The 18,254-nt window shown below is 65.5% G+C and carries 19 protein-coding genes, 1 tRNA gene and 1 riboswitch; of the genes, 4 read left to right on the top strand and 16 right to left on the bottom strand.

Annotated elements, in window-relative coordinates; genetic code table 11:
* The first annotated feature begins 1 nt into the window (after position 1).
* Positions 2–1,285: a glycoside hydrolase family 130 protein gene (locus FPZ24_RS16920; protein WP_146573990.1), complete on the top strand. Its 1,284-nt coding sequence runs from the start codon at positions 2–4 to the stop codon at positions 1,283–1,285.
* Positions 1,286–1,288: 3 nt separating this feature from the next.
* On the opposite strand, the gene FPZ24_RS16915 is transcribed toward FPZ24_RS16920, so the two are convergent.
* The 6 genes from FPZ24_RS16915 to FPZ24_RS16890 form a co-directional block, all read right to left on the bottom strand.
* A tRNA-Thr gene (locus tag FPZ24_RS16915) sits at positions 1,289–1,363 on the bottom strand.
* 89 nt (positions 1,364–1,452) lie between these two features.
* Positions 1,453–2,514: a serine hydrolase gene (locus FPZ24_RS16910; RefSeq protein WP_146574672.1), complete on the bottom strand. Its 1,062-nt coding sequence runs from the start codon at positions 2,512–2,514 to the stop codon at positions 1,453–1,455.
* A 178-nt stretch (positions 2,515–2,692) separates the two neighbouring features.
* Complete coding sequence (gene nadB, locus FPZ24_RS16905) at positions 2,693–4,273, bottom strand: L-aspartate oxidase (protein WP_146573988.1); 1,581 nt, start codon at positions 4,271–4,273, stop codon at positions 2,693–2,695.
* Positions 4,270–4,653, bottom strand: coding sequence for an endonuclease domain-containing protein (locus tag FPZ24_RS16900; protein WP_146573986.1), 384 nt, complete (start codon positions 4,651–4,653; stop codon positions 4,270–4,272). The genes nadB and FPZ24_RS16900 overlap by 4 nt, the downstream gene beginning before the upstream one ends.
* On the bottom strand, positions 4,653–5,609 hold the full coding sequence (locus FPZ24_RS16895) for an ABC transporter ATP-binding protein (protein WP_146573984.1): 957 nt from the start codon (positions 5,607–5,609) through the stop codon (positions 4,653–4,655). Before FPZ24_RS16895 ends, FPZ24_RS16900 begins: the two co-directional genes overlap by 1 nt.
* Before the next feature lie 35 nt (positions 5,610–5,644).
* Positions 5,645–6,442, bottom strand: a complete 798-nt coding sequence (locus tag FPZ24_RS16890; protein WP_186728934.1) for a hypothetical protein — start codon at positions 6,440–6,442, stop codon at positions 5,645–5,647.
* Here FPZ24_RS16890 and FPZ24_RS16885 point away from each other — a divergent pair.
* Together FPZ24_RS16885 and tldD are read left to right on the top strand one after the other, a co-directional pair.
* Positions 6,420–6,653, top strand: a complete 234-nt coding sequence (locus FPZ24_RS16885) for a zinc-finger domain-containing protein (RefSeq protein ID WP_146573980.1) — start codon at positions 6,420–6,422, stop codon at positions 6,651–6,653. The genes FPZ24_RS16890 and FPZ24_RS16885 overlap by 23 nt on opposite strands.
* 19 nt (positions 6,654–6,672) lie before the next feature.
* Positions 6,673–8,100 (top strand): metalloprotease TldD, encoded by a 1,428-nt coding sequence (gene tldD / locus FPZ24_RS16880; protein ID WP_146573978.1) that lies wholly within the window; start codon positions 6,673–6,675, stop codon positions 8,098–8,100.
* A 31-nt stretch (positions 8,101–8,131) separates the two neighbouring features.
* On the opposite strand, the gene arr is transcribed toward tldD, so the two are convergent.
* From arr to FPZ24_RS16865, 3 genes are all read right to left on the bottom strand, one after another.
* Positions 8,132–8,533 (bottom strand): NAD(+)--rifampin ADP-ribosyltransferase, encoded by a 402-nt coding sequence (gene arr, locus FPZ24_RS16875; protein ID WP_146573976.1) that lies wholly within the window; start codon positions 8,531–8,533, stop codon positions 8,132–8,134.
* Entirely contained in the window at positions 8,530–9,048 is a 519-nt protein-coding gene (locus FPZ24_RS16870; RefSeq protein WP_146573974.1) for a 2'-5' RNA ligase family protein, read from the bottom strand. Before FPZ24_RS16870 ends, arr begins: the two co-directional genes overlap by 4 nt.
* 144 nt (positions 9,049–9,192) lie before the next feature.
* Positions 9,193–10,059, bottom strand: coding sequence for a hypothetical protein (locus tag FPZ24_RS16865; RefSeq protein WP_146573972.1), 867 nt, complete (start codon positions 10,057–10,059; stop codon positions 9,193–9,195).
* 193 nt (positions 10,060–10,252) lie between these two features.
* Between FPZ24_RS16865 and FPZ24_RS16860 the strand changes: the two genes are divergently transcribed.
* Positions 10,253–11,455, top strand: coding sequence for an AIPR family protein (locus FPZ24_RS16860; RefSeq protein ID WP_186728933.1), 1,203 nt, complete (start codon positions 10,253–10,255; stop codon positions 11,453–11,455).
* A 57-nt stretch (positions 11,456–11,512) separates the two neighbouring features.
* Here FPZ24_RS16860 and FPZ24_RS16855 read toward each other — a convergent pair whose 3' ends face one another.
* The 7 genes from FPZ24_RS16855 to FPZ24_RS16825 form a co-directional block, all read right to left on the bottom strand.
* Positions 11,513–11,734, bottom strand: a complete 222-nt coding sequence (locus FPZ24_RS16855) for a hypothetical protein (RefSeq protein ID WP_146573969.1) — start codon at positions 11,732–11,734, stop codon at positions 11,513–11,515.
* A gap of 68 nt (positions 11,735–11,802) precedes the next feature.
* Complete coding sequence (gene thiC / locus FPZ24_RS16850; RefSeq protein ID WP_146573967.1) at positions 11,803–13,698, bottom strand: phosphomethylpyrimidine synthase ThiC; 1,896 nt, start codon at positions 13,696–13,698, stop codon at positions 11,803–11,805.
* Between the two features lie 37 nt (positions 13,699–13,735).
* Positions 13,736–13,845, bottom strand: a riboswitch (TPP riboswitch).
* A gap of 81 nt (positions 13,846–13,926) precedes the next feature.
* A complete protein-coding gene (locus tag FPZ24_RS16845; protein ID WP_146573965.1) occupies positions 13,927–14,940 on the bottom strand; it encodes a ferritin-like domain-containing protein in 1,014 nt (337 codons plus the stop codon).
* A gap of 22 nt (positions 14,941–14,962) precedes the next feature.
* Positions 14,963–15,922, bottom strand: a complete 960-nt coding sequence (locus tag FPZ24_RS16840; RefSeq protein ID WP_146573963.1) for a ferritin-like domain-containing protein — start codon at positions 15,920–15,922, stop codon at positions 14,963–14,965.
* A 147-nt stretch (positions 15,923–16,069) separates the two neighbouring features.
* A complete protein-coding gene (locus FPZ24_RS16835) occupies positions 16,070–16,936 on the bottom strand; it encodes a MipA/OmpV family protein (protein WP_186728932.1) in 867 nt (288 codons plus the stop codon).
* Positions 16,937–17,003: 67 nt separating this feature from the next.
* On the bottom strand, positions 17,004–17,396 hold the full coding sequence (locus FPZ24_RS16830; protein ID WP_146573961.1) for a DUF2141 domain-containing protein: 393 nt from the start codon (positions 17,394–17,396) through the stop codon (positions 17,004–17,006).
* The gene (locus FPZ24_RS16825) at positions 17,365–18,111 is read right to left on the bottom strand and encodes a sterol desaturase family protein (RefSeq protein WP_146574668.1); all 747 of its coding nucleotides are present in this window, start codon (positions 18,109–18,111) and stop codon (positions 17,365–17,367) included. Before FPZ24_RS16825 ends, FPZ24_RS16830 begins: the two co-directional genes overlap by 32 nt.
* Positions 18,112–18,254 lie beyond the last annotated feature (143 nt).

The raw sequence follows: 18,254 nt of genomic DNA, 5'->3' as shown, positions 1-18,254 counted from the left end.
CATGGCGCTGCTGAAGCATTCGAAGGTTCATCTCGCGCCCGATGCGAGCCGCACCGTGATCCGGCCGTTCGATCCGCAATATCCGTCGAGTTTCGCCGACCAGGGATCGCGCACCGAACGCATTGTCGAGGCGGTCATGGCGATGTCGCCCGATGCGCTCGCCGCCGATCGCGAGCGCGTGGTCGCGCCGCTGCGGCATCGCCACCGCGACCTCAAGAATATCCTGCTGCGCCGCTATGAGGAGATCGCCAAGATCGTGCCGGCCGCGGCCAAGGCGGACGACGAAACCAAACTCGTGCTCGGCGCCTATTTCAGCGAGGAATATTCGTTCGAGGCCGCCGCTTTGTTCAACCCCAGCATGGTCCCCCACCCGCGCCAGGAGGACGTGCCCGACGGCGCCGTCCGCATCCTGCTATCGCTGCGCGGGATCGGCGAAGGGCACGTGTCGTCGGTCACCTTCCGCACCGGCCATTGGAGCAGGAAGGACGGGTTCGTCATCGACAAGGCGGCACGCAACGCCGTGTCGCCGCGGATCGACGATGCCGACATCCCCGGAGACAACATTACCCGGATCATTTGCGAGGACAGCCGCGATCCGTCCGAAAGCGTCCTCTTCCCGGTCACCGAAAGCCAGCGCCAGGGGATCGAGGATCTGCGCCTGTGCTGCTTCGTCAACGACGACGGCACGGTCGATCATCTCGGCACCTACACCGCGTTCGACGGCCGCGCGACGCGATCGGAGATGCTGCGCGGGTTCAGCTGGCGCGAGTTCGAGATGCAGCCGCTGAAAGGCGCGGCCGCCGAGAACAGCAAGGGCATGGCGCTGTTTCCGCGCAAGATCGACGGGCGCTACGCGATGCTCGGGCGGCAGGACAATGAAAGCATCTGGCTGATGTTCTCCGACGACCTCTACACCTGGGAAGGCGGCGACAAGCTGATCAGCCCGAAATTCTCCTGGGAATTGTGCCAGATGGGCAATTGCGGGTCGCCGATCGAACTCGACGAAGGCTGGCTGGTCATTACGCATGGCGTCGGGCTGGTGCGCAATTACTCGATGGGTGCGGCGTTGCTCGACAAGCAAGACCCGTCGAAGATTCTCGCCCGCACCGCCGAACCGATCCTCAGCCCGTCGTCCAAAGAACGCGACGGCTATGTCCCGAATGTCGTTTATAGTTGCGGCGCGATGGTCCATGACCGGACATTGTTGTTGCCCTATGGCATCGCCGACAATTTCGCCGCGTTCGCGACATGCGAAGTGGACGAACTTCTCAAGGTGATGAAATAAAAATGGTGCTGCCGGTGAGGATTGAACTCACGACCTCAGCCTTACCAAGGATGCGCTCTACCACTGAGCTACGGCAGCACTCGCGTCGGGCCTGACGGCCAGCGGACGGGAGGCGCGCCTATGTCCGCCCCTCCCGATCTTGTCAAGGCGCGCGCCGGCACCACAGCTTACCAGCGGTAATTGGTCACCACGCCCAGCACCACCGCCTGCATCAGCGCCTGGCGTTCGGGGATCGTCTTGTTCGTGTCGCCGATCATCACTGCGATCGTGAAGGTCTTGCCGGTGGGCGAGACCAGGAAGCCGACGTCGTTATAGCCGGCGGTCCGGCCGCTGAAGTTCTGGCCGGTCCCGGTCTTGTGTCCGAACGTCCAGCCCTCCGGTACGGCGCCGCGCATGCGCAGCTTGCCGGTGCGCGACGATTCCATCGTGCCGATCAGATATTGCGTCGAATTGGGCGAGAGCAACTCGCCGCGCTTAAGCCGCGCCAGCGCCGTCGCGATCGCGCGCGGGGCGGCGCCGTCGGGCGGATCGGCGATGTAGCGCTCGAACGCATCCATCCGGGTCGAGGCGGGGATTTGCGACCGCGCGCGCTCGAACGCGTTGCCCTTCGAATATTCAGGCTTCCAGTCCATCCCGGCGGTCAGGCTCTGCAAGGCGCGCTCGCCGGGGCCGAAGCGGATGTCCGCGATCGCTTTCTTCGCTAGGAACGCGCGGACCACGGTTGGGCCGCCGACATATTGCAACAGGCGGTCGTTCGCGGTGTTGTCGCTTTGCGTCATCGCGCGCTGGAGCAGCTCGCCGACGGTCGTCGTATAGCCGGCATCCTTGACCAGCGCAGCGATCGGCTGGTTGAACAGCGTCAGGTCTTCCTTTTTGACCGTGATCGGGTCGTCGAGGCTCAGCTTGCCGGCGTCGCGCGCGTCGAGCACGGTCATCGCGACCCACAATTTCGACACGCTTTGCTGCGGCAGCTTGATGTCGCCGTTCGATTCGACCGTCCAGTCCTCGTCGAGGCTCTTGACCGCGATCCCGACCTTGCCGCCGAAATCGCGCGTCAGCATCTGGACGAGCGACACCAACGCCTCGGGCGGCCTGGGCTTTGCCTTGACCGGCAACGGCTGCACCACCGGCTTGGGTGCGGCGTAATAGACCGCTTGCGGCGCGGCGCGGGCAATCGGCCGGCTGTCCGACACGCACCCGGCGATCGCGAGACCCGCGACGACGCCCATCAAAATCTTGCCGATACGCTTCACTGGATACGCCATGAGGCCCCCGCCCGCTACTAACCGGGAGATACTGTATCGCCCCGATTTGGTTGAGGAATCCCTTTTCTTGCATCGCCAGCGATGAACCGCGCCTGAAAAGCGGCGGGTCGAGCAACCCAACCGGCTGGAAAGGCAGAAGGAATCACGGAACCAGGATCGTATCGACCGCGACCGGCAGCGTTTCGGGATAATCGAGCGTGTAATGCAGCCCGCGCGATTCGTGGCGGTGGAGTGCCGAGCGCACGATTAGGTCCGCGGTCTGGAGCAGATTTCGCAGTTCGATCAGGTCGGGCGTCACGCGGAAATGGCCGTAATAATCGCCGACCTCGTCGGTCAGCATCTTGATGCGGTGCGCGGCACGTTCGAGCCGTTTCGTCGTCCGCACGATGCCGACATAATTCCACATGAAGCGGCGGATTTCGGTCCAGTTCTGCTGGATCACGACTTCCTCGTCCGAATCGGTGACACGGCTCTCGTCCCACGCGCGGATCGGCGGCGGCGCGGGCAGGGCATCCCAATGCGCGTTGATGTGTTTCGCCGCGCTTTCCCCGAAGACGAAGCATTCGAGCAGCGAGTTGCTGGCGAGGCGATTGGCGCCGTGCAGCCCGGATTGCGTGCACTCGCCCGCCGCATAGAGCCCCGGCAGATCGGTCCGCCCGTCGAGATCGATCATGATCCCGCCGCACGTATAATGCTGCGCGGGAACGACCGGGATCGGCTCTTTCGTCATGTCGATGCCGAGCCCGAGCAGCTTTTCGTAGATCGTCGGGAAGTGGTGCGTGACGAACTCGGCGCCCATATGGCTGATGTCGAGATGGACGTAGTCCAGGCCGTCGCGCTTGATCTCGGCGTCGATCGCGCGCGCGACGATATCTCGCGGGGCGAGTTCGGCCCGGGGATCGACATCGGGCATGAAGCGATGCCCGGTCCTGGGGTTCTTGAGTTGCCCGCCCTCGCCGCGCACCGCTTCGGTGATCAGGAAGTTCTTGACCTCCAGATTGTAAAGGCAGGTCGGGTGGAACTGCATCATCTCCATGTTCGAGATGCGGCACCCGGCGCGCCACGCCATCGCGATGCCGTCCCCGGTCGCCCCGCGCGGCGCGGTCGAGAACAGGTACGTGCGCCCCGCCCCGCCCGTCGCCAGGATCGTCGCGTTGGCGGTGAACAGCTCGACGCGCCCGCTCGCGCGATCGACGGCATAGACGCCCCAAACATTGCCCGCGCCCGAATAGCGTTCCTCATGGCGACTGGTGGCGAGGTCGATCACGACCTTGTCCGGGACGAGCGTGATGTTGGCGTGCGCGCGCGCGGCGGTGAGCAGCGCTTCTTGCACCGCCCAGCCGGTCGCGTCGTTGACGTGCACGATGCGGCGATGGCTGTGCCCGCCCTCGCGCGTCAAATGCAGGTCGCCCGCTTCCTTGTTGAACGGTACGCCCAGTTCGATCAGCCGCTCGATCGCGCGCGGTGCGCCTTCGACGACGAACTCGACGGTGCGACGGTCGTTGAGCCCCGCCCCGGCGATCATCGTGTCCTCGATATGGCTTTCGAACGTGTCGCCGGGTTCGAGCACCGCCGCGATCCCGCCCTGCGCCCAGGCGGTCGATCCCTCGGCGAGCCCACCCTTGGCGAGCACGGTGACTTTGAACCGCTCGGCGAGGTTCAGCGCCGCGGTCAGCCCGGCGGCGCCGGAGCCGATGATCAGGACGTCGGATTGGTGGGTCATCTTCTCCCCTCCCGCTTGCGGGAGGGGCTGGGGGGGGGCCTGTTAGCAAGTGCGGCGGCGATAGTGTTCACGATACCTTCGACATTCGTGGTCACATCCTCGTTGCTGAACCGGAGCACCTGAAATCCCTGCTCTTGCATGTAGCGGTCGCGCCGGGCGTCAGCCTCGACTGACAGATCGTGCGAGTATCCATCCAGTTCGACAACGAGTTTTGCACCGCGACAGACAAAGTCGGCGAAGAAAGGGCCAATGGGCATTTGGCGGCTGAATTTATGCCCTAATTTGCTCGCACCTAGGTACCGCCACAATGTGCGTTCTTGTGGCGTCGCCTGATTGCGCAGTTCTCGCGCACGCGTCGTATCGCGAGCGCGCCATTCCATTACGCAGGCCCACCCCCAACCCCTCCCGCAAGCGGGAGGGGAGAAGAACGGGTCAGGTTGAGGAACACGTCCTCCAGATCGGGCTCCTTGGTCGAGACATCGACGATGCCGTAGCCGTCGCCCTGCACCGCCGCGAGCACCTGGCCGGCATTCGCCTGATCCTTGCGATAGGTGATTTCGAGGACGCGCTCGCCCTTCAGCTCGACCTTCTGGAAACACGCCGCGGTGGGCGGTTCGGTCACGTCGCGGTCCACCGTCAGCGCGACGACCTTTTCCTGCGCCATCCCGACCAGATCGCGGGTCGGTTCGTTGGCGATGACGCGGCCATGGTTGATGATCGCGATGCGGTCGCACAATTGCTCGGCTTCCTCGAGATAGTGCGTGGTCAGCACGATCGTCACGCCGCGCGCGTTGAGTTCCTTGACGTAGGTCCACAGTTGCTGGCGGAGTTCGACATCGACCCCAGCGGTCGGCTCGTCGAGGACGAGGACCGGCGGCGAATGGACCATCGCCTTCGCCACCATCAACCGCCGCTTCATCCCGCCCGACAACGTGCGCGCATAGGCCTTCGCCTTGTCCTCGAGATGCACCGCGCGCAGCAGCTCCATCGAGATGCGCTTGGCCTTGGGCACACCGTACAGGCCGGCCTGGATGTCGAGGGTTTCGACCGGCGTGAAGAACGGGTCGAAGGTGATCTCCTGATTGACGATGCCGATCGACGCCTTCGCGTTCCTGGGATGCTCGTCGATATCGAAGCCCCAGATCGTCGCCTTGCCGCCGGTCTTGTTGACCAGCCCCGCCAGGATGTTGATCAGCGTCGACTTACCGGCGCCGTTGGGACCCAACAGCCCGAAGATGCTGCCCCGCGGCACGTCGAACGAGACGTTGTCGAGCGCCTGCTTGCCTCCTGCATAAACTTTGGAGAGCTGGTCGATCACGATCGCGGCGTCGGTCATAGTGCGGACTTAGGCTTGCCGGCGCCGAGCGCAAGTCACTTCGCGGGCGGCTCCGTCGGCAGATCCGGGCCTTCGGGCTTGGCGGGCGCCGGGTCGGCCGGCTTGGTCTCGCCAGATTTCGCGGGTGTCGCCTTGCCGGCTGCGATGGTCAGCGTCTGTTCGGTGGTCAACGTCGTGCCGGCAACGCGGTCTGTCACAGTCGCGACGACGCGATAGTCGCCGAACGGCCCCTCGTCGTCGACGCCGTAGCCGAGCGCGCCATCACCCAGATACGGCTTCTTGGGATCGGTCGGCGCGGTCTTGTTCCACACCACGACGCCCTTGTTCTCGTCGTTGATCGTGCCGTCGGGCCGGGTGATCGCGAAGTCGGCGACGATGTCGCAATTGCCCTGCGCGTTCGCCTTGCACCCGCGAAAGATCAGGAAAGTGAAGAGCGGCCGGTTGGCGACGGTCTTGGTCGTCGCGCTCTCGCCGCCGGCGCCGACCTTCCACCCGGCGATGAACTTGGCGGAATCGGGAACCGCGACCTGGAGCACGCTGAAGCCGTTCTTCTCGTCATGGCTGAGCGGCGAGATCGTCGCGAGCTGCGTCTTGGGCTTCGGTTTCGTGGCGGGAGGCTTGGGCTTTGCCGCGGGCTTGGCAGGAGCGGGCTTGGTCGTTTTCTGGGCGAGGACGGGGCTGGCCGACAGCAAGGCGACGGCGATGACGGGGAGCAAGCGTACCATGGCCCAATGGTGCGGCGGCGCGCGGCGCTTGGCAAGCGTGCGGAGGAGATTGATGCGCTGCCCCGTGCTTGCTATCGCGCAATCCATGTTGCCGCCGCCCGAAACCATCCGCGTCTCCCATGCCCGCGTCGCCTGCGACGGGGCGACCGACATTCCCGGCGGCGCGGCGCTCGGCCATCCGCGCGTGTTCCTGCAGATCGACGAGGAAGGCTATGTCGATTGCGGTTATTGCGACCGGCGCTTCGTCCTGATCGGCGGCGCGGCCGACGGGGCGGACCAGAGCAGCCTGCCCGACCATCCGGCTGGCGCGAGCGTCTAAACCGCTTATATCGTCGGGCATGACCAGCCCGACCGATCCCCGCCAGTTCCTGTATCGTGACCAATTGTCGCCCGACGAAGCGCAGGCGCTGACCGCGCAAGCGCTCGGCGAGGCCGACGATGGTGAGCTGTATCTTCAATATGCACGGTCGGAGGCGTTCGGGTTCGACGACGGGCGGTTGAAGACCGCGAGCTACGACACGCATTCGGGGTTCGGCCTGCGCGCCGTGTCGGGCGAGACGACGGCTTTCGCGCACGCCAACGAGATCAGCGCGCCGGCGATCAAGCGCGCCGCCGAGACGATGGCGCTAATCGACCCCGCTACGGGTCCGAAGGCGGCGCCTCCGGGCCGCACGAACCGCCATCTCTATACCGACACCGACCCGCTCGACCTGGTGCCGTTCGCCGACAAGGTGAATTTGTGCCAGACGATCGACGCCGCCGCCCGCGCGCGCGACCCGCGCGTCGCGCAGGTTTCGGTCAGCCTCTCGGGGTCGTGGAACGTCGTCGAGATCGTCCGCGCCGACGGCTTCGTCGCGACCGACGTGCGGCCGCTGGTCCGCCTGAACGTCTCGATCGTCGCCGAGGTCAACGGCCGCCGCGAGACCGGTATGTTCGGGATCGGCGGGCGCTATCTCTACGGTTCGCTGTTCGAGGAAGCGACGTGGCAGCGCGCGATCGACGAGGCGCTGGCGCAAGCGCTGGTCAACCTCGAGTCGGTCGCCGCGCCGGCCGGCGAGATGACCGTGCTGCTCGGGCCGGGCTGGCCGGGCATCCTGCTCCACGAGGCGATCGGGCACGGGCTGGAGGGCGACTTCAACCGCAAGGGCACGTCGGCATTCTCGGGCAAGATCGGCCAGCGCGTCGCGGCGCCGGGTGTCACGGTGGTCGATGACGGGTCGATCACCGACCGTCGCGGCTCACTATCGATCGACGACGAAGGCACGCCGACCAGCGAGACCGTGCTGATCGAGGACGGCATCCTGAAGGGCTATATGCAGGACCGGCTCAACGCGCGACTGATGGGCGTCGCGCCGACCGGCAACGGCCGCCGCGAGTCGTTCGCGCACGCGCCGATGCCGCGCATGACCAACACCTTCATGAAGGGTGGCAAGGACGATCCGGCCGAGTTGATGAGCCGGGTGAAGCGCGGCATCTTCGCCAAGGCATTCGGCGGCGGGCAAGTCGATATCGTCAGCGGCAAGTTCGTGTTCAGCTGCACTGAGGCGTATTTGATCGAGGACGGCAAGCTGGCCGCGCCGATCAAGGGCGCGACGCTGATCGGCGACGGGCCGACGAGTCTGACCAAGGTGACCGGCATCGGCAACGACTTCGCGCTCGACGAAGGGATCGGCATGTGCGGCAAGGGCGGGCAGAGCGTGCCGGCGGGCGTGGGCCAGCCGACGTTGTTGCTCGAGGGGCTGACCGTGGGCGGCACCGCGGTCTAGCCCGCATAACGCTGATCGGGGCAGTCTCGCCTCAATCGATGATCTCGCCGCGCTTGGACGCGATACCGTCCTTCATCGCCGCGATCTGCTCGGGCGGGTGCCCCTGCCATTCGGCGACTTCGCCCAAGACCCGCAGCGCATCGCGCGATCGGTAGGAGGCGGTGATGTTGCCGGGGAACTTCTTGTCGGTCAGGTTCGGATCGTCCTCGAACGGGCCGGTCGGCTCGACCAGATAGATGCGCTCGCGTCCTTCGCCCCGCGCGAGTTCGGCGCCCCACACCGCCGCCTCCAGCGTGGCGGCGAAGTAGATCCACGACGCCGCCCAATCGTCGGCGAAATTGGACGGGCGCCCGGCGACGAGCAAGTCGCCCGGCGACAGATCGGCGCGGGTGCCGTGATAGAAGGGCGGCTTGGCATCCCTGGCGTAAGTCATTCGACGTCCCCTTCGACGCGCAGCGGCCAGCGACCGTGCTCGACATGCGTCGCCTTGCCGACCACGCTTTCGACCAGCAGGATCTCGGTCACCGTCCAGCCGATCCGATCGGTCTTGCCGCCGCGCAGGCGGTCGCCGTGATAGTTGATCGTCACATGCGGTTCGGGGGTGGTGCCGAGCATCATCGGCGCCTTGCGTTCGAGCAGATGGCGGACGAGCGCCGCCTGGAACGCGCGCGCTTCGGGGAGGGGATCGCGGGTGCGCAGCGTCACCGCTTTGTGATTTTCGATCCGGTCGAAATGGAGCGGGAACGCGGCCCCGTCGAAACCGTCCAGCGCGGCGATCACTTGCGGCAGCCACTCGGCCGGCGCGTGATGGAGGTCGAACAGCTTCATCAGCGTGACGTGGAGCAGGTCCGACCCGCGCTTGGGGTCGTTGCGGGGGAGCGCCACGATCCGCGCCTGCACATCGGGCGGCGGCTTGGCCATGATGTAGAGCGGGTTGCGGGCGCGCATGGGAAGCAGATTAGCGGCGTTGGCGCGGAAGTGAATTCCGCGCCGTCGGACACGGCTCCGCCGTGCCGGCCGGCCTCGCCGCCTGTGGGATTTAGCTCTCGCTAAATCGCTCGGCGGCGGGGCTAAGTTGACACTAGGGTTACACTAGCGCGATCGCCGTTGCCGCGGCTTGTTGCCGACCGGGTCGTACCAATAGCATTCGTCCGCGAACTCCTCCTGCGTCAGCTCCTGCCCGGCGTCGCGCTTGGCGATCGCCGCCTCCCCGCGCGCCATGCGGGCCTGGTGCTCGTCGGCGGCAAGCTCCGCGTCGGTCCTGGGCCGGCGTTGTTCGCTGTCGTAATGCGGCAACACGCCGTCCGCGGTGTCGGCATCCTCCAGCGCGTCGGCGAATTCGTCGGGCGTCAGCAAGTGTTCGGGCGGCGCGGGGAGCGCGGGTTCCATCGCGCGCAGGCTGTCCTCCACCGACAGCGCCGGTGCGGGCGCGGGCGTGGCGTCGACCACCGCCCCGCCGGCTTGCGCGTCGCGGCCGCGCGCGGCGCCATAGCGGTCGGCCTTCAAGTGGCTGAGCAGCCATTTGAGCAAGCGATTGTCATGGACCAGCCGCGCGCCGACGACTTCGCCGCAATCGTTATAGACTTCGTGCTCGACCCCCTCGATCGCGCGTTCGAAGGCGATGTCCTCGATCAGCCCGCCGGCATGGTGCCGCGCCGCGTCCCAGGCGCGCGCGAACGCCCCGCCATGACCCGACCGGCGCAGTTTATAGGCGCTGTTCCGCGACATGCCGACCGCCTTGGCCGCCGCGCCGACGAGCCCGGTATCGGCGAGCGTTTCGATGAAGCGCCGCTGCTTCTCCTCGGTCCACCCGTCGTACCGCGGCGTGCGGCGGACGGGCACCCAGCGATAGTCGGCGGGGTCATAGGGTTCGGGGGCGTCGAACTCGGTATCGTCGAGGTCGGTGACGGCCAGCGCATTGCCCGGCGCTAGCTGGCGGGGATCGGATGAGTCGGTCATCCGGGAGTATAAATCAGGCGAAATCCTACATTGGAAGGGATTTGGCGCGGGTTGCGCTAGTCGAGAACCGCGAAGTCGAGCAAATCATTGACTTTCCGAAACAACGTGCCCATGTTCGGCCTGTTGGATCGCATTCTACGTGGAACGATTCCACCGTGGGTTACGGCGGCCAACAGGAACGAAAGGTAATATTGTGACGAACACGTCTAACGACGTGCGCGGTCGTGAAACGCGCATCTCCTACCAACTGATCCGTAACGTCACGTCCTCCGAAGAAAAGGAGAACGGGGTTCAGACCCATATTGTAAATATCCCCGCGGTTGAGTTGAAGAAGCTGGGTACCGAGGATAACCTTCGGACCTATATTCCTGCGCACAGCAATAAGCGGCGTAATGCCGTCCATCGCGCTATCGCCCGTACGATCGAAACGGAACCGTCGCGGTTTATCAACCGCAACTCGGGCATTACGATCGCGTGTTCGAAGGCCACCATCAACGACAATGCCAGTTTGATTGCGCTCGTCGGCGCGAGCATCATCAACGGGGCACAAACTCAAGGTGAAATTCTCCGCTTTCTGTCCGACCTGACTGATGAAGAAGAGGAAGCGTTTGGTCGCTTCTCTGTCCGCGCTGAGATCATCGTTGACCCGGATCACTCCTCAATCGTGGAGACGGCGATCGCTCGCAATACAGCGACGAAGGTTCAAGATATTTCGCAAGCTGGTGCCAGGGGACATCTGAACGATCTTAGCGAGGCGATCCGCCGCGAATTCGGTCAAGACATCCGAACGTCTGAAACGGATACCGACGTATTGGAGACTTTTCAGATCCTGCAGTTCGCTCGGTTGCTCATGCCTATTGCCGTTTCAGGAAATCCCTCCGCGTCCGAAATGCTGCGCCCCTATAAGAATAAGGCCCAGTGTCTTGAGGACTTTTCGGAATGGTATCTCAATAAAGACGCTGATCTAGCGGCGGCCACTCGCTACCAATTCGTGATCGACATCGCCGCTACAGCCATCCGAGAGTATCAGTATTGGGAGCGCCATCCGGCATGGAATGGCAACTATGCTTGGGGCGAAACCAAGAAAGGCGGTCGTGCCGTCAGGCGAGACAAAGCCAACAAGGTGGTTTGGGTTTCGCCCGGTATTATTTTCCCGATCCTTAAAGCTATGTCCGCATTCGTGCGCCCCAACAGCGAGGGCAAGTGGATCTTGGACAAGCCATCATTGTTCAAGCCGGACGAAATGGTTCGTAAAGCGGTGGCGCAGTTTCGAGCCCACGAGTCCAACCCCATGGATATGGGTCGGAGTCAGAGCGCGTACGAAGCTTTGCTGACTTATCCCGAAACGATCATCGAGGTGATGCGGGACTTTGCGGACGCTGACGCAAACACGTAGACAAACCGACAGCGGAGGCTGCCAACGGCCGCCTCCGCTGTCCATTCGACGCGAAATTTAATTCCCCCGCTTCCGGTGCACGAAGAACGCCACCAGCAATATCCCCGTCACGATCCCGATCGCGCCGCCGCCGATCGTCGTGACGGTGCTGATCGCTTCGGCCGGCGGGACGGTGAGCGCGGCGCCGTGCTTGATATCCATCACGAACCAGACGACGCCGGCCGCGATCAGCGCGTCGAGCACCAGCATGCCGAGCAGCGCGCGGGTCGATTTCTTCATGGAAAGCCCCCTCTCCCCCCGTGCGGTGAGCACGGCGCGGCGGGAGGCTATCATGTCGGGTCAGGCGGTCAATCGTGCTCCCGACCGCCCGCGCCCATGTACAGTTCGCGGCCGGTGTCGTTGTAGAGCTTGCTCATCTCTTCCATGCCCTTGATCGCGGCGGCCTTGCTGGCGGCGGCGGTTTCGGCGGCGGTCGGGCCGGCCGCGATGAACCCTTCGCTGCCCTGGTTCTGCAGCTTGGCGAAGTCGCGGACTTCCTGGGTGATCTTCATCGAGCAGAATTTCGGTCCGCACATCGAACAGAAATGCGCGGTCTTGGCGCCTTCCGCCGGGAGCGTCTGGTCGTGATATTGCTCCGCGGTGTCGGGATCGAGCGACAGGTTGAACTGGTCGCGCCAGCGGAATTCGAAGCGCGCGCGGGACAGCGCGTCGTCGCGCATCTTCGCCGCCGGATGCCCCTTCGCCAGATCGGCGGCGTGCGCGGCGAGCTTGTAGGTCACCACGCCGACCTTCACGTCGTCGCGGTCGGGAAGCCCCAGATGCTCCTTCGGCGTCACGTAACAGAGCATCGCGGTGCCGTACCACCCGATCATCGCGGCGCCGATGCCGCTGGTGATATGGTCGTAACCGGGCGCGATGTCGGTGGTGAGCGGGCCTAACGTGTAGAACGGCGCCTCGCCGCAGACCTCGAGCTGCTTGTCCATATTCTCCTTGATCTTGTGCATCGGCACGTGGCCGGGGCCCTCGATCATCACCTGGACGTCCTGCGCCCAGGCGCGGTGGGTGAGTTCGCCCAGCGTGTAGAGCTCGGCGAACTGCGCCTCGTCATTGGCGTCGGCGATGCTGCCGGGGCGCAGGCCGTCGCCGAGCGAATAGGCGATGTCGTACGCCTTCATGATCTCGGTGATTTCGTCGAAGCGTTCGTAGAGGAAGCTCTCCTTGTGGTGCGCGAGGCACCATTTCGCCATGATCGAGCCGCCGCGCGACACGATGCCGGTCACGCGCTTCGCGGTGAGGGGGACGTAGGGCAGGCGCACGCCGGCGTGGATCGTGAAGTAATCGACGCCCTGTTCGGCCTGTTCGATCAGCGTGTCGCGGAAGATCTCCCAGGTCAGGTCCTCGGCAATGCCGCCGACCTTCTCCAGCGCCTGATAGATCGGCACCGTCCCGATCGGGACGGGCGAGTTGCGGATGATCCATTCGCGCGTGTCGTGGATGTTGCGGCCGGTCGACAGGTCCATGACGGTGTCGGCGCCCCAGCGGATCGACCAGACCATCTTGTCGACCTCGCTCGCAACGTCGCTGGCGACCGCCGAATTGCCGATATTGGCGTTGATCTTGACCAGGAAGTTGCGGCCGATCGCCATCGGTTCGGATTCGGGGTGGTTGATGTTGTTGGGGATGATCGCGCGGCCGCGGGCCACCTCGTCGCGGACGAATTCGGGGGTGACGTAGTCGGGGATCGCGGCGCCGAAACTCTCGCCGTCGCGGACGTAGCTGGCGAGCATCTCGCGGCCGAGATTCTCGCGGGTCGCGACATATTCCATTTCGGGCGTGATGATGCCGCGGCGGGCATAGTGCATCTGCGACACGTTCATCCCGGCCTTGGCGCGCAAGGGGCGGCGGACCGGGTTGGGGAATTGCGGGACGCCGCCCGAGCGGTCCGGACCGAGCTGGCCGTTATCCTCCGGCCGGATCTCACGCGCGTCGTAGCTCTCGACGTCGCCGCGCGCTTCGATCCACTGGCGACGGAGGTTGGGGAGGCCAGCCTGGATGTCGATCTTCGCGGTGGGATCGGTGTAGGGGCCGCTGGTGTCGTAGACGTTGAGCGCGGGTTCGCCGCAGCCGGGCTCGAGGTCGATCGCGCGCATCTTCACGCCGAGCGGACCGACGCTGATCTTGCGGCTCCCGCGGATCGGTCCGGTGGTCACGCCGATTTCGGTGCGGGCGGGGGCATCGGCCATGTGTTCACTCCAGTGTCGGAGCGAGGATACGGATTTCGGATGAAAACCGCCCACTCCCTCCGCCGGTCTCAACCGGATCAGGTTCAGCGGGTCGCGCGGTCGTCCGCGCCTCTCAACCGCCGATCAGCGGTCCCCCGGGGATGGCCATCGGTACGCGCTTGTCCGGACAAAGAAAAGGCCGCGCGAGAGGTCTCGCGCGGCCAAATCGATCTTCCGCCTGCCCCAGGGTTACGGCTGGGCCGTACTCGTCTTCACGTTCCCGTTGACGCCGTTCGGGAAGAATCCGCCGGCGGCCACGGCGGCCTTCGACAGATAGGCAATGTTGAGCACCGCGCCGGTCGTGCGGCTGTACGCGATGCCGTTGGCGTCGGTGGGGACGATGTTCGACGTCGTCGCGTCGCCGGTGATGCCCTGATCGTCGTCGCTCGTGCCGTCCAGGCTGTCGCGCGCGTCGCTGATCTTGCCGGCATTGGTGCGCAGCGCCGGTGTCGTCATGCCCTTGGCGTAGAGCACGGTGCGGACCAGGCCGGCATGATATGCCTCCGCCGCCAAGATGCCGGCGGCCGCCGACAGGTAGGTGGTGTTGGTGATCAACGGCGCGGCGCCCTTGTACGCGCTGACGCCGACATCCTCGAAGATGAACGCGCCGAGCAGGAAGTTCTCGTCCGACGCATAGGGATCGAACGTCTGCCCGGCGGTGATCACGCCCGCAGCCGTCGCCGCCGCGGTGAAGGCGCCGCTCGCGCTGCCGTCGATGTTGATGTTGGGCATCGCCACCGCCGCGCTACCCAACGCGGTACGCAGGAAGTTGACGTGCGCCGCCTCGTCCTGCGCGATCTCGCGGGCATATTGTGCGACGACCGGATCGGTGAAGGTGACCGCGCGGCCGCCGGTGACGGTACCCGCCGCGGCCCCCGCGCCGCCGACGGTCTGCGATCCGGGCAGGCCGGTGCCGTAGACGGCGAATTGGTAGAATTGCGCTTCGAGATATTCGAGGTTGAGCGCGAAGTTGAGGATATCGATGTCGAGCTGCGCCGTGGTCGACGACGCGGTGGGCGTCGGGGTCGGCGTGGGTGTCGGCGTGGGGCTGCTCGACCCCTTGCTGCCGCCGCACGCGCTCAACAGGCTCAGCCCGCCGATCGTGGCGGCGCCGCTGCCGGCGAGGGTCAGGAACCGGCGGCGTTCGGCGCGGCGGCGATCGGTCGCATCGAGGATGGCGAGCGCGGTATCGTTGTCGATCATGATAATCTCCTTTCGCTCGCGATCAGTTGGCGGCGCTGGTTTTGATGTTGCCGTTGACGCCGGCGGGGAAGAACCCGCCCGACGTCACCGCCGCATTGTTGAGATAGACGATATTGAGCACCTGACCGGTGCTGCGCGCATAAGCGAGGCCGTCCGCGTCGAGCGGCGCGATGTTGGACGCCGCACCGCCGTTGATCGTCGTCGGCGAAATGCCCTGGTCGAGGTCGGTGGTCGTCCCGTCCAGGCTGTCGCGCGCGTTGGAGATCGCGTCGGCCGACGTCCGCAGGCTCGGTGTCGCGACGCCCTTTGCGTAGAGCGCGGTGCGGATGATCGCGGCGTGATACGCCTCGACCGCCATGATCCCGGCCGCCGCTTCGACATAGGTGCGGTTGAGGATCATCGGCGCCGCGCCCTTATACGCGGTCACCCCGACATCTTCGAACAGGAACGCGCCGAGCAGGAAATTCTCCGGCGACGAATAAGGATCGAACGTCGCGCCGGCGCCGATCAGGCCGGCCGCGCGCGCGGCGTTGGAGAAAGGGCTGGTCGCGGTCGCGCTGATGTCGATCGCGGGCTGCACCACCGCCGTCGTGCCGAGCTGAGCGCGCAGGAAGGTGACGTGCGCCACTTCGTCGGCGGCGATTTCGCGGGCGTAATCGCGCACCAGCGGGTCCGAATCGAGATTGTCGACTCGGCGCGCATTGGTTGCCGTCACCGCCCCCGGGCTGGTCCCAAGCAACGACGCCGCGAGACCCGCGCCGCCCGCCGCATAAGCGTAGAATTGCGCTTCGAGATATTCGAGGTTGAGCGCGAAATTCAGGATGTCGGCATCTGTGACGGTCTGCGCGAACGCCTCCTGCGTCACGACCAACGTGGTGGCGCCGATCGCCGCGGCGCCGATCGCCGCCTTGAAGAATTCACGCCGTTCGGAACGCCGTTTGACTCTCGAATCGAACGCCTCGAGCAACTGGTCTTCGGCCATCGCGTGATTCCCTTTTCTGCAATCGTTGGGGGTCTAGCAGTCCTCTCGTGCCGAAATCTGGCGGCATCAAGGTAGATACGTGCTAACCATCCCCTTGGCTGCACGGCAACCCGATATTTGTCGCAGACCGTCGCGCGATCCGATCGTTCAGAACGTGTAGGCGAGGCCGACGACGCCGATCCACTGATTGCGGCTACCCGCGATCGAGACCAACGGCGAGCGGGCGAAATCGTTGAGCATGCGGGTATAGGTGCCGCCGCCGACGATCTTGAAGCCGTGGAGCAAATCGCCCGTCAGCGCGATCGTACCTAGGGCGCCGACCGAATAGTCCTTCCACCCCTTGCGCGTCGTGAACACGGGCAGGCCGCTGGCGAGGCTCTGCGCCGCATCGACGTCGAAATAGGCCTTGCCATAGCCGCGTTCGGCATAGTCGGCCGAGGCGAACACGCCGACCGCGGCCTTGGTGCTGAGCGGGGTGAAATAGTTGATCGTCGGCGTCCAGATCCCGGCGCGGTGGGCGCCCGACACGCCCTTGCGATAGCTGACCGACACCGACAGCCGGTCATAGTCGCTGGTGATCACTCCGGTCTTGCCGAGTCCGACGAACCCGCCGGCTTCGATCGCGGTGGAGCGCTTGCCGAGCGCGCGGACGCGCGGATCCTCGATGCTCTTCAGGCTGGACCGGTTGAAGTTGACGACGGCGATCGGTCCGGCCTGGATGTCCCAGGTCGGCCCGGGCTTGTTGGGGATCAGGTCGACCGAGGCGCGGTTGCCCGCCACGCTGAAGCTGAACCCGCCGACCGTGCCGATCGCGCCGGGGGCGATGCGCCAGACGTAGTGGTTCGAGCCCTCGTAATCGTTGAGGTACACGCCACCCGCACCGATCGTGACGCTGTCGCCGCCCGCCACCGCCGTGGTCGCGCCTGCATCGGGGGGTGTCGTCGTCTCTTGGGCGGCGGCGGGTAGGGCGGCGAGAGCAAGGGCGAAAGCGGACAGGACGAAAGCGCAGCGCACAGGCAAAAACTCCGGACGAACGAGGATGTTACGTGGCCGCAACGCCCGCCCGCGCGCTTTTGCTCCGTCAGAACATGTAGCGCATCGTCACCTGTTGCGTTTCGGCAACGCCGCCGACCGCGAAAGCAGCCGCCGAAAAGCGCGGCGGGCCGAACCCGATGCGCGGGTTGCGCGAGAAGCCGAACCCTTCGCGCGGGATGCCCGCGAAGGTATCGAGCCGGGCGTTCGAATTCTCGTCGTGGATCACCGCGGCGGCATAATTGCCCGGTGCGAGACCGACGATCCGGATGTCGCGTTGCGTCGCGGGGACCGATCGGGTGATGGCGCGCTTGTCATCGACGCAGCCCGGGAAGTTGGCGGGATCGGCGGTCAGGCACACGCGGATCATTCCCTTGGCCGACCGCAGCCCGGTGACCGACAGGTCGAGATTAGTCGTCGGCGCGCCGTTCGCCGGGAGCATCGCCGCCAGCAGCACGAGCCCGGCGCGGCGCCGGATCGAATCCGCCGACCCCCCGGTCGGTGCCGCAGAGGCGATCCCAGAAGCGAAAATAGAGCCCATAATTGCACCTGTATTCGGCATGATGCCGCTGATGATGGCTGGCGGTGATCAGCCATCCGCCCATTGCCCCGCGCCACATGAACCGGGGGAAAACCTCCCACCCCATATGGTTGGTGACACCCATAACCGTCATGATTCCAAGTACCAAGCCGAGCGCGGCGACATGTACTGGAATGACGAACACCAGCAGCGGAATGACCACGGCCCCGGTCAGCGCCTCGACCGGGTGGAACGCCATCGCCGCCCAGGCGGTCGGCGGGCGGCTGGCGTGGTGGACGGCGTGCGCGAGGCGGAACGGCTTGGGCCGGTGCATCCAGCGATGCGTCCAGTAGAACCAGGTGTCGTGCGCGGCGAGATAGAGCAGGATCGACAGCGGCAGATACCAGAGCGGATAGGCGTGCGGATCGGTATAGATCCGGGTCCAGCCGCGATTCTGCCATCCCCAGGCGACGATCCCCGCCGGCACGCCGTAGATCGCGGCGGAGGCCAGGCTCCAGGCGATCTCGCGCCGGATCTGCGCATCGAGTCCGGTATACAGCCCCGGCCGCACCGCGCGCGTCGCCAGCGCGAACGCGCCCGAACTGGCGAGATAGCGCAGCCCGACGATCAAAGTCATCGCGGCGGCGGACAGCAGGATGGCGACGGTTGCGGTCACGCAGTCATCCTACGAGTCCGCGCCCGTCAAAGCGACTCCCCGCAGGTGCGCCGATATGTCACCCTCCGCGTCTCGGCCGCGAGTCGGCCGCTTGGGGGAGATCG

This window comes from Sphingomonas panacisoli (assembly GCF_007859635.1).
Classification (GTDB): Bacteria; Pseudomonadota; Alphaproteobacteria; order Sphingomonadales; family Sphingomonadaceae; genus Sphingomonas; species Sphingomonas panacisoli.
Note: the sequence above shows the minus strand (reverse complement) of the source record. Positions and strands in the feature narration are given on the sequence as shown.

Coding starts and splice junctions, on each gene's coding strand:
- FPZ24_RS16920 (WP_146573990.1), top strand. CDS start 2: ATGGCGCTGCTGAAGCATTCGAAGGTTCATCTCGCGCCCGATGCGAGC.
- FPZ24_RS16910 (WP_146574672.1), bottom strand. CDS start 2,514: ATGGGCGTCGTCGCGGGTCTCGCGATCGCCGGGTGCGTGTCGGACAGC.
- nadB (WP_146573988.1), bottom strand. CDS start 4,273: ATGACCCACCAATCCGACGTCCTGATCATCGGCTCCGGCGCCGCCGGG.
- FPZ24_RS16900 (WP_146573986.1), bottom strand. CDS start 4,653: ATGGAATGGCGCGCTCGCGATACGACGCGTGCGCGAGAACTGCGCAAT.
- FPZ24_RS16895 (WP_146573984.1), bottom strand. CDS start 5,609: ATGACCGACGCCGCGATCGTGATCGACCAGCTCTCCAAAGTTTATGCA.
- FPZ24_RS16885 (WP_146573980.1), top strand. CDS start 6,420: ATGTTGCCGCCGCCCGAAACCATCCGCGTCTCCCATGCCCGCGTCGCC.
- FPZ24_RS16890 (WP_186728934.1), bottom strand. CDS start 6,442: ATGGTTTCGGGCGGCGGCAACATGGATTGCGCGATAGCAAGCACGGGG.
- tldD (WP_146573978.1), top strand. CDS start 6,673: ATGACCAGCCCGACCGATCCCCGCCAGTTCCTGTATCGTGACCAATTG.
- arr (WP_146573976.1), bottom strand. CDS start 8,533: ATGACTTACGCCAGGGATGCCAAGCCGCCCTTCTATCACGGCACCCGC.
- FPZ24_RS16870 (WP_146573974.1), bottom strand. CDS start 9,048: ATGCGCGCCCGCAACCCGCTCTACATCATGGCCAAGCCGCCGCCCGAT.
- FPZ24_RS16865 (WP_146573972.1), bottom strand. CDS start 10,059: ATGACCGACTCATCCGATCCCCGCCAGCTAGCGCCGGGCAATGCGCTG.
- FPZ24_RS16855 (WP_146573969.1), bottom strand. CDS start 11,734: ATGAAGAAATCGACCCGCGCGCTGCTCGGCATGCTGGTGCTCGACGCG.
- thiC (WP_146573967.1), bottom strand. CDS start 13,698: ATGGCCGATGCCCCCGCCCGCACCGAAATCGGCGTGACCACCGGACCG.
- FPZ24_RS16845 (WP_146573965.1), bottom strand. CDS start 14,940: ATGATCGACAACGATACCGCGCTCGCCATCCTCGATGCGACCGATCGC.
- FPZ24_RS16840 (WP_146573963.1), bottom strand. CDS start 15,922: ATGGCCGAAGACCAGTTGCTCGAGGCGTTCGATTCGAGAGTCAAACGG.
- FPZ24_RS16830 (WP_146573961.1), bottom strand. CDS start 17,396: ATGCTCCCGGCGAACGGCGCGCCGACGACTAATCTCGACCTGTCGGTC.
- FPZ24_RS16825 (WP_146574668.1), bottom strand. CDS start 18,111: ATGACTTTGATCGTCGGGCTGCGCTATCTCGCCAGTTCGGGCGCGTTC.